Origin of the sequence: Pseudoalteromonas sp. MIP2626, assembly GCF_013414205.1 — a bacterium.
Taxonomy (GTDB): domain Bacteria; phylum Pseudomonadota; class Gammaproteobacteria; order Enterobacterales; family Alteromonadaceae; genus Pseudoalteromonas; species Pseudoalteromonas nigrifaciens.
Map to the genome: position 1 here is coordinate 1 of NZ_JAATTW010000081.1, position 9,487 is coordinate 9,487.

9 protein-coding genes and 1 pseudogene are annotated in these 9,487 nt (G+C 41.3%); 5 read left to right on the forward strand and 5 right to left on the reverse strand.

The genetic code is table 11. From position 1 onward, the window contains the following. From HC000_RS17650 to HC000_RS17660, 3 genes and pseudogenes are all read left to right on the forward strand, one after another. Positions 1 to 379: pseudogene (locus HC000_RS17650) on the forward strand (hypothetical protein); the annotation flags it as partial. A gap of 290 nt (positions 380 to 669) precedes the next feature. Then, positions 670 to 993, forward strand: a complete 324-nt coding sequence (locus HC000_RS17655) for a helix-turn-helix transcriptional regulator (protein WP_086996891.1) — start codon at positions 670 to 672, stop codon at positions 991 to 993. After that, positions 977 to 1,159 (forward strand): hypothetical protein, encoded by a 183-nt coding sequence (locus HC000_RS17660; RefSeq protein WP_086996888.1) that lies wholly within the window; start codon positions 977 to 979, stop codon positions 1,157 to 1,159. Before HC000_RS17655 ends, HC000_RS17660 begins: the two co-directional genes overlap by 17 nt. A gap of 26 nt (positions 1,160 to 1,185) precedes the next feature. Here HC000_RS17660 and HC000_RS17665 read toward each other — a convergent pair whose 3' ends face one another. From HC000_RS17665 to HC000_RS17675, 3 genes are all read right to left on the reverse strand, one after another. Continuing rightward, positions 1,186 to 2,166 (reverse strand): SEC-C domain-containing protein, encoded by a 981-nt coding sequence (locus HC000_RS17665; protein ID WP_179808331.1) that lies wholly within the window; start codon positions 2,164 to 2,166, stop codon positions 1,186 to 1,188. A 547-nt stretch (positions 2,167 to 2,713) separates the two neighbouring features. Next, on the reverse strand, positions 2,714 to 3,664 hold the full coding sequence (locus HC000_RS17670) for a glutathione S-transferase family protein (RefSeq protein ID WP_179808332.1): 951 nt from the start codon (positions 3,662 to 3,664) through the stop codon (positions 2,714 to 2,716). 77 nt (positions 3,665 to 3,741) lie between these two features. Then, entirely contained in the window at positions 3,742 to 4,197 is a 456-nt protein-coding gene (locus HC000_RS17675; protein WP_011329744.1) for a DoxX family protein, read from the reverse strand. A 144-nt stretch (positions 4,198 to 4,341) separates the two neighbouring features. Here HC000_RS17675 and HC000_RS17680 point away from each other — a divergent pair, with 144 nt between their 5' ends. Beyond that, complete coding sequence (locus HC000_RS17680; RefSeq protein ID WP_179808333.1) at positions 4,342 to 5,229, forward strand: LysR substrate-binding domain-containing protein; 888 nt, start codon at positions 4,342 to 4,344, stop codon at positions 5,227 to 5,229. Positions 5,230 to 5,320: 91 nt separating this feature from the next. On the opposite strand, the gene HC000_RS17685 is transcribed toward HC000_RS17680, so the two are convergent. Beyond that, the gene (locus HC000_RS17685; protein WP_089369055.1) at positions 5,321 to 7,048 is read right to left on the reverse strand and encodes a potassium/proton antiporter; all 1,728 of its coding nucleotides are present in this window, start codon (positions 7,046 to 7,048) and stop codon (positions 5,321 to 5,323) included. Between the two features lie 588 nt (positions 7,049 to 7,636). Here HC000_RS17685 and gshA point away from each other — a divergent pair. After that, complete coding sequence (gene gshA / locus HC000_RS17690; RefSeq protein WP_179808334.1) at positions 7,637 to 9,154, forward strand: glutamate--cysteine ligase; 1,518 nt, start codon at positions 7,637 to 7,639, stop codon at positions 9,152 to 9,154. Positions 9,155 to 9,361: 207 nt separating this feature from the next. Here gshA and HC000_RS17695 read toward each other — a convergent pair. Then, positions 9,362 to 9,487: transposase (locus tag HC000_RS17695; protein WP_179808335.1), on the reverse strand; the 126-nt coding region annotated here is incomplete at its 5' end.

Below are 9,487 nucleotides of genomic sequence, written 5' to 3' on the forward strand. Positions count from 1 at the left end.
AAAGCGATACGCTATGAAACAGGAATCCCCCTCCTTTCCCGACTTGTCGGGCGCGAAGCGAGGTGGGGGAGGATGTCAAGATACGTATTATATTCAACAAGCTGGGCTTGCGAGTGCTTCTGGCGTAATGTCTTTGGTAAGTAAAGTTATTGCGGAAGACTTAACGCGTTACTCAAACCAACACGCTGAATTTATGAAAAGTCCGATTGCTGAACTGAAGTTTGGCTTAAGCTTACTACAAACCAATACATTATATGAAGAACGCTTTAACAAATATGTAGTACCTATGGTTTATGGGAATAATAGCCTTAATTGGCAGCAAGCATTTGATGTATTTAAGTTATATTGCAATCAAGTGTTAAATAACATAAAGCTTTAACTGCTGTCGCCAACGCGACATATAACTCAAATTTGCAATTTAAAAGCCCAAGCGCGAGGTAAACTCCTGCCTACAATTTAAAAGCTGCGCTTTTCGCGTCAGCAAGCTCAACGCCTACGGTAATCTATACTTTACTTAAGGGTCTAAAACTAATTCAAATGAGTCATAAGTAAACTTTAGGTTACTTATGGTTTCCTGCCTGATTAATTACAACTAAAAGTAAACTTAATTTGACTTTTAATAGCTGTATTCTAATATAAAGCATATAAGTAAACTGTAGTTGACCTTTAATGAGTAACCCCCCTGTAAAAAAAACACTTGGAAGAGTGGTTAAACACACTGAAATGCCTGATTTATCTAAGTCATTTTCGTCAGTGTTACTCGCTGAAGCGATCACTTCAAAGCGAACCGGTATGAAGCTTACGCTAGTTGATGTATCGCAAGCACTAAACATTTCGAAGCCTACGCTGATAAAAATAGAAAAAGGTGATGTTAATGTGCAGTTTTTTAATGTGCTTAAAGTGATGGAGTACTTGGGATTGTCGTTTAGCCTTGTTAGTGATGACGCGTCGCACCACAATAATAAAGAGGTGAACGATGAGCAGTGGTATTAAACAAAATAGGTTAGACGTGTTTATTGGTCATACGCAGAAGATAGGTGCGATAACTCTTGATATAGGCTCTGAAAATGAAATGTTAATTGATAGTGACCTGTTTTTAGATGTTGCCGTAAAAATCAGTAATGAGGCAATTAGCTATACTATTCGCCTCATTGTGTGAGGCGAATAATAATTGTATGTGTGGTACTAAATTGCAAACTGAAAGGTTTGCGTTAGCAATGGCTGTATATTGGCATTTCCCCTACGCTTTGGATCGATGCTAACAAATCCCCAAAATTCTAAAAAGCGATTGATGAATCGAGATTCAATCAGTCTGCCTAATAGCTCACTCGGACTTGAGTATTGAGACGCTGGAGCGTGACTAAGTAACGCTGGGAATGCGGTAATGACTTCGTCAATTAGTTGCTCGACCGAGGCATGTTTTTGTAGTCGCCACAGCATAAATAGCCAAAATGCGCGCAGATCCACGCTATCGGTAAAGCTGTCGAAGTAACGCCAATTGTATTGCATGATGGCGGCTTCGAGCATAGGGAGGTAAAAAGCATTAATCCCCTGGGTTTGATACAGCTTTTGCACCGATTTTTTAATATGAAAATGGCCACTTTTATAGTAAATAATACCGGCAACATCAGCCAAAGTACGCGTGTAGTGTAGGGCGTTAAACTTATCTTCGTTACTGCCTGCAAATTCAATAATACTGATATGGATGGGGTATTTAGAAACAGCAAAGTTAGGTAGTAGCTCAGAGGCTTGTTTGACTAATTTAGCAGGTAAATTGCCTTTAGCCGTTGCTTTAATTGAGCCGCCTTGTTGCATGGCTTCAGTAAAAATTAATGCTAAATAGCTCATCACTGGGCTACTTGATAAATCTGCTGGAGTATTAAAAGTAACTTTTGTTAATTCGTTGAACGGGGCATAGAGCCAATTAGATATTTGCGTTGGGCAAAGCCCGCAAAAATCACTATCGGCTTGGTTGTTTCGCGCAGCTATTGTTTGTTCTGCGACAAGGTTTAGCTCATCTAAACTTAACTCTGGATTCATGGCTAAAGTTTGCGTTATGTCATCAAATATTTGTGCATGCTGTTTAGTAGATACAGTGTTCATACAACAATGTTTGTGCTTTTTGCCACTGCCACATGGGCAGGGATCATTTCGTCCTAGTTTCATTTATTAGCTCGTTCTGCGCAATATGGGTTTAATGTTACATCATTATATTTGTTAGTAAATAAAAGCTACGAGCTGAGGGCTAACTGGAAACTGACCGTGGATTGTTATTTATTTCTCTAAAGTGCAGCGCTTCATACCCTTTTTGTGAATAGGCTTTTAATATAAAATGCGCGGCATAAAGCCTCGCCTACAACAATTTGCACAAAGAGAATAAAATGAGGAGTAAATGAGTAGACAAAAAACACATCGTTTTTGGCGTTGTTATTTCTCTAAAAGCACAGCGCTTCATACCCTTTTTGTGAATAGGTTTTTAATATAAAATGCGCGGCATAAAGCCTCGCCTACAACAATTTGCACAAAGAGCAGACAATGAGGGTAAATGAGTAGACATAAAATATATCGTTCTTGGCATTGTTATTCCTCTAAAAGCGCAGCGCCTCACCTCCTCTTTGTGAATAAATGGGCTTAAATACTTGTGCACAAAGAGCAGGCAATGAGGGTGAATGAGTAGCGCTAGGGTTGATAGCGCCCACAGCTAGCAAATTTATTAATATTGGCGGTCGCGATCGTGCGGTTGCTCAAATTGTGTTTTAGGCCCTAGTGGTACTACGCCGGTGGGGTTAATAGTTTTGTGGCTGGCGTAGTAGTGTATTTTGGTGTATTCCAAGTCAACAGTGTCTTTAATGCCTGGTACTTGGTACAGCTCAGTGACATAGTTATATAGGTTAGGGTATTCACTAATTTTTTGCTGATTACACTTAAAGTGGCCATGATACACAGCGTCAAAGCGCACTAAAGTAGTAAATAAGCGCCAGTCGGCCTCGGTAATTTGCTCACCAACTAAGTAGCGCTGTGTAGCTAGGCGTTGCTCTAACCAGTCTAGGCTTTCGAATAATGCATGGTAAGCGCTGTTATAAGCACTTTGCGTGGTGGCAAAGCCTGCTTTATATACGCCGTTATTTACCGTGTTGTAAATGCGCTCGTTTACGCTGTCGATTTCTGCTTGTAGTGCTTGCGGGTAGTAGTCGTCGGTGTTGCCGGTTAGCTCGTTAAACGCGGTATTTAAAATACGCATGATGTCCGATGATTCGTTATTAACTATGGTATGGGTTTTTTTATCCCATAAAATAGGAATAGTGGCGCGGCCTTCGTAATTGGCATCGGCTTTTAAATACAATTGGTAGGCGTAATCTAGGTTATAAAGCGGATCGCCGTGCTCACCAAATTCCCAGCCATTTTCGAGCATTTCGGGCTTTACTACGCTAAGTGTAATTACGTTTTCGAGTTGCTTTAATTTACGCATTATCATGGTGCGGTGTGCCCATGGGCAAGCTAGCGACACATATAAATGGTAACGTCCCGCTTCGGGTTTAAATTGGCTATCGGCGGCGTTTGAAATTTGTTGGGTAAAGCGGCTTGCTTGGCGCTCAAACCTACCACCCGATTTTTTTGTGTCGTACCATTGGTCAACCCATTTTCCGTCTACGATTAATCCCATTATTAACTCCTTAATGTGCTGTAAATGCATAAACACACACCGCATAGCTATGCGGTGTGTGTTTTAAATAACTAATATTACGCTTTGTTTAAGTTACGGTTAATTACGTTATCAAGTGAGAATTTACCGCCACCTTGGATAACTAAAGCCAGTGTGATTGCTAATAGCGCTAGGCCAAATTCGTAACCGTTGTTGCTCATAAATAAGCCGTTATCAATGTGAGTGGTAAATATAGCCACAACCATAGTAATAGCCAGTACAAAGCTAGCAGGTCTTGTTAGTAGGCCAACAATTAAAAATAAGCCACCAAAAAATTCTGCACTACCTGCCATTAAGGCCATTAAAAACCCTGGTGCTAGGCCAATTGATTCCATCCATTGTCCTGTGCCTTCTAAGCCATAACCACCAAACCATGCAAATAATTTTTGCGCCCCGTGAGCGGCAAAAATAATACCTGCAATAACGCGCAGTGGTACTGTAGCCAGTGATTGTTCAGTTTTAGTGATAACGTTAGCAATATTTTTAATAGTCATAATTTTTACCCTTGTTGATGTTAAGTAAGTATGTTTAATTGAGTATGTAGCCATTGTAGTTGTTGTTTTGTAATTAAATAATGCCTATTATTTGCTTGATATGTTCAAATAATTTGAATAGTTGTTATTTGGATGAAAAAAACCATGAGTACACCTCCTATTAGTATTGAAGCGTTACTGGTGCTTGACGCTATTGAGCATCGTGGCAGTTATGCGGCAGCCGCAGAGCAATTAAATAAAGTACCTTCGGCGCTGTCCTACATAGTACAAAAACTAGAAGAGCAATTAAACGTGACTTTGTTTCAGCGTCAGGGACGTCGTGCTGTGCTAACTCCTGCGGGCAAACATTTACTGACCGAGGGGTGCAAGTTGCTTTTGGCGATTAATTCATTGTCGGAGCAAACACAAACAATTGCGAATGGCTGGGAGCCAAAAATTCGTATTGCTTTTGACTCGATTATTGATATAAAACCGATATTTACCAGTATAGAGCAGTTTTTAGCAGAGCATGAAAATATTGAAATAGATGTACAAGAACAGGTAATGAACGGCAGCTGGGAAGTACTGATTGAAGACAAAGTTGATTTAGTTATTGGCGCACCGTCGCCAGTGCCGAACCAAAAAGGCATTCGCGCGGTTAAAATAGATGAGTATCAAAGTGTACTTGTGGTAAATAGCACGCACCCGTTAGCAACGCAGCAGCAACCACTCGATATGAGTAGCCTTGCTCAGTACCGCAGTGTGATAGTACACGACTCTGCAGAGCAAGAAATTCCATGGTCGGCAAATATAATAGAGGGCACCCAGCGCTTTTTTGTTAGCTCTGTTGCGCAAAAAATTGCGGCTATTATTGCCGGTATAGGTATTGGTTATTTACCCAAGCGTTTAATTGAGCAGTATATAGGGTCGGGGCAGTTAGTGGAGGTAAAGCTAACCGAGCAACGACCTTGCCAAGATCTATTTATTGCCTGGAAAATAACTAATAAAGGTAAAGGGTTGCAACGACTTACCTCACTGTTACTACAACCTTAACGTTGCGCTTTTAAAGCTAACAGCCGTGTAAGGCTGTTAGCTAATAGCTGTATTAAATGTAATTTACTACTTAAAAGCCATGGTAAGCTCTTTATTCTTCTAGGCTTTCATCTAGGGTAATTATAATACCAACGGTAATAATACGGTCGCCAACCATTTCACAAATAGTGAGTTTTACGTCATCAAGTTCAATAAAGTCATCTACCTTAGGTAAGCTGTTTAGCGAGGTTTTTAGTACTTGCTCTAGCGTATCGTTTGGTTCAGCAGCAATATGAATATCGTAAGAATAGGCTATGCTGGCTACGCTGGTATTGCCTTTAACTCTTAGCTCTTTTGCCGAAAGCTCGGTAATATCTTGATCAATCGTGCTTGAAAAAACACAGTCAACAAACTCGCGGGTATGCGGTTTTAGTACCATAAATAGCTGATCGTCTGCCTGTAATAACGTAGAGCCGCGCGGGGCAATAATATTATTATTACGACTGATCATTGCCATTACTGTGCTATCGGGTAGTGCTAATTGCGATAAACGACGGCCAACAGCGCGTGACATTTTGCCTATGGTGTATTCAACAATATCGGCGTCAACATCGCCTAAAGCAGTGATCTCTAACGTGGCTGCGGGAGTCACTGGCGGTGGTAAAGTAAGCTTTAGTTTGCGGGCCATTAAAGCAAGCGTTGAGCCTTGCAGTGTGGCTGAAATTAACACCACAAAAAATACTACGTTAAATATGAGTTCGGCGCCAGGCAGGCCAAACATAAGAGGAAATATTGCTAAAATAATAGGGACTGAGCCGCGTAGCCCAACCCAAGACACTAAGGTGATTTCACGCGCTTTAAAACCAAATAGCGCTAACACCGGAATAACCGCCAAAGGGCGAGCAATAAATATAAGCACTAATGCAATGATCAGTCCCTCAAACCACACATCTAATAACGAGGTTGGGTTTATTAATAAGCCCAACACCACGAACATGGTAATTTGACCTAACCAAGCTAACCCGTCGTGGAATAAAAACGTACTGCGCTGAAACACAAAACGGCTGTTGCCAATAACCACACCGGTAATAAATACCGCTAAAAACCCGCTACCACCAATGTTTGCGGTAATACCAAATGAGAGTAAACCACACGCAGCAACCAATACCGGATACAAACCGGTAGCAACTAATTGAATTTTATTAATTAATTTAACAGAGCTCCAACCCACGGCTAAGCCGACTAATGCGCCTAAGCCCATTTGTGATACAAACATGAGTAATAGGCCTGTGCCTAGCTTCATGTCGTTTACCAGAACCTCTAGTAAGCCTACGGTTAAAAATATTGCCATGGGGTCGTTTGAGGCACTTTCTATTTCGAGGGTGGCTTTTAGTTTGGTGTTTAAATGAATACCGGCATTACGCAGTAGCGCAAATACGGCTGCGGCATCGGTTGAGCCTACAATAGCGCCAAACAATAAGCCTTGTAGCAAAGGAATATCAAGCATGTATGCGGCAGCAACTCCAGTTACTGCGCTGGTAATTAGTACCCCAAGGGTGGCCAACACGGAGGCGGGTTTCCAGACTTTTTTTATCGCTTTTAAGGGCGTTTGCAAACCGCCATCAAATAATATCATTGCTAATGCGAGCGTACCTAAAGAATGCGCCGCTGCTGCATTGTCAAAAAATATGCCTCCGGGGCCATCTTCACCAGCGAGCATACCGACCATTAAAAACATTACCAGTACAGGCAAACCGAGACGAGCTGATAATTTACTGGATACAATACCCAGTAAAATTAATACCGCGGCTAACAATATTATTTGATCAATCAAAAACATATATTATTCTCATTTGTAGCTAAGGGCTGGGTTAGGTCGTTATTGTAAGTTATGCACTAGAGCATGGGATAGTAGTTACTCTGCTGCTAAGTATGAACTGGTTTTCATTTTTTAATAGGTAAAATAATAAGCGATAATAAACATGGGTTTGTTTACACAAAAATGTTTTTAGCTTTTGATATTGTAGCATTATTCTCATTAAATAGGGAGGGCCAGCGTTATAAATAGCAGGTATTAGTAATCTGCTAAAAACTTGCCAAGCTCGGTGTTAAAGGGCCATTTTTAGATGTCATTTTAGCTCGCGCTTTAGGTTTAATATTTACAGTGAGAGTTTTGGGTCAACTTAGCCGCTTTAGTTTTTAACCTTTTAGATTGCTTTTTAAATTTGCACTTCGCCTTTGGCACTATTACCACTTAGTAAAAGTCATTTACACAATGAGGGGATTATTTATTAATGCATAAGAAATATAATGCTCTACTTATTTTTACTAGCACAGTCATCGTATGCCTAGGTTAAGGCGCGAAAGCAGCACAAGTAAAAAGGATCAGGGAAACTTCCTGATTAACTGAATTATTACAGAGGTTTTTATGACGTTATCCCTAACTCCACGCCTAACACAGTTAGCCAATGCTGATTTGATCCAACCATTGGCACATATTAAAAGGGGTATCGAAAAGGAAGCTTTACGAGTAACTACAGATGGTTTGTTGGCACAAAACCCTCATCCTTATAATTTAGGCTCGGCGCTAACTCATCCTCATATCACTACAGATTACTCAGAGTCGTTATTGGAGTTTATTACCCCAGCAGTTGAAAGTATTGATGACACACTCGACTTTTTACAACAATTGCACCGTTATACTGCCACTGAACTAACCGCGCAAAATATATGGCCAGCAAGTATGCCGTGTGCGCTTCAAGGTAATGATAGTGTGCCTATTGCTCAATATGGTAGCTCGGTGCAAGGACAAATGAAGCACACTTATCGTCGTGGGCTAGATATGCGCTACGGGCGTATTATGCAAAGTATTGCGGGTATTCATTTTAATTTTTCATTACCGGATAGCTTTTGGCAGGGGTATCAAACTCTACAGGGTAACCAAGACTCGCTTGCTGATTTTCGTTCTGCTCAGTATTTTGCGCTGATCCGTAACTTTCGTCGCTATGGTTGGTTATTGCTTTATTTATTTGGTGCATCTCCTGCGTTAAGCCGCTCGTTTGTTGATGGCCGCGCGCATCAGTTAGCCAGTTTGGGCAGCGATACGCTTTATATGCCTTATGCAACTTCGTTGCGAATGAGTGGTTTTGGCTATCAAAACGATGCCCAAGCGAGTTTAAATGTAAGTACCAATAACTTAGCTGAATATAGCCGCGATTTAACACAAGCGCTTCACACGCCACATGCACCTTATACGCGTATAGGGGTTGAGGTAAATGGTGAAAAACGTCAGCTAAACGATAATATTTTACAAATTGAAAACGAATACTACAGCGATATTCGCCCTAAACGTGTTACTCACGCGGGTGAAACACCACTGCAGGCTATGAACGATCGCGGGGTTGAATACATAGAAGTACGTAATCTCGATATTAACCCCATGTTGGCGCTAGGTATTGATGACACTCAAATTCGCTTTTTAGATACATTTTTACTGTTTTGCTTATTACAAGATAGCCCAGAAATTGGCGAGCAAGAACAACAGCGCTTGGCACGCAATCATACCCGTGTGACCGAGCAGGGGCGATGCCCTGATTTACTGCTAGAAACTGCTAATGGTGATCTTAGTCGCAGTGCTTGGAGCGAACAGCTATTTGCAGAGCTAGATGCTATAGCAGAGTTACTTGATCAAGCTGGTAGCGGCTACAGTGAGGCGATACAACACTACAAGCCATTATTACAACAGCCAGAGCTAACTCCGTCGGGGCTTATGTTGACGCAGCTTGTCGCTAATAATCAGGATCACAGTGATTGGGTAGGGCAGCGCGCCACTGAGCTCACTGCACAATGGAAAAAAATGCCACTGAGCGCAGCACAAAGCGATTACTTTAAACAGCTTGTAAGCTCATCACACGCAGAGCAGCAAAAGTTAGAGGGTAAGGTTTAGCAAAAGAGCAGCTTTTAGGTGTCGGGCTTTAGCTTTTAGATAGATGATACGACCCCGATAAAGTAAACCGCACTAGGGTCGTATCAAGGTCAATACGCCCTATCAAGCTTGGTACTTGGATTTACTTGTAGGTGCGATTTTATCGAAATTTTCCGAGAAAACCCATTGATCGACGCGAAGCGGCGTCGATGGGATGAATCGGAATAGTTAGCCCTGCTCTTGAATGTATTTTCGAATTGTATCAGCAGCCGCATTTCCAACAGAGCAAACAAAATATCCGTCAGACCAAAATGTTTTTTTAACCCAGAATTGCTTTTTAAACCATTTAAATCT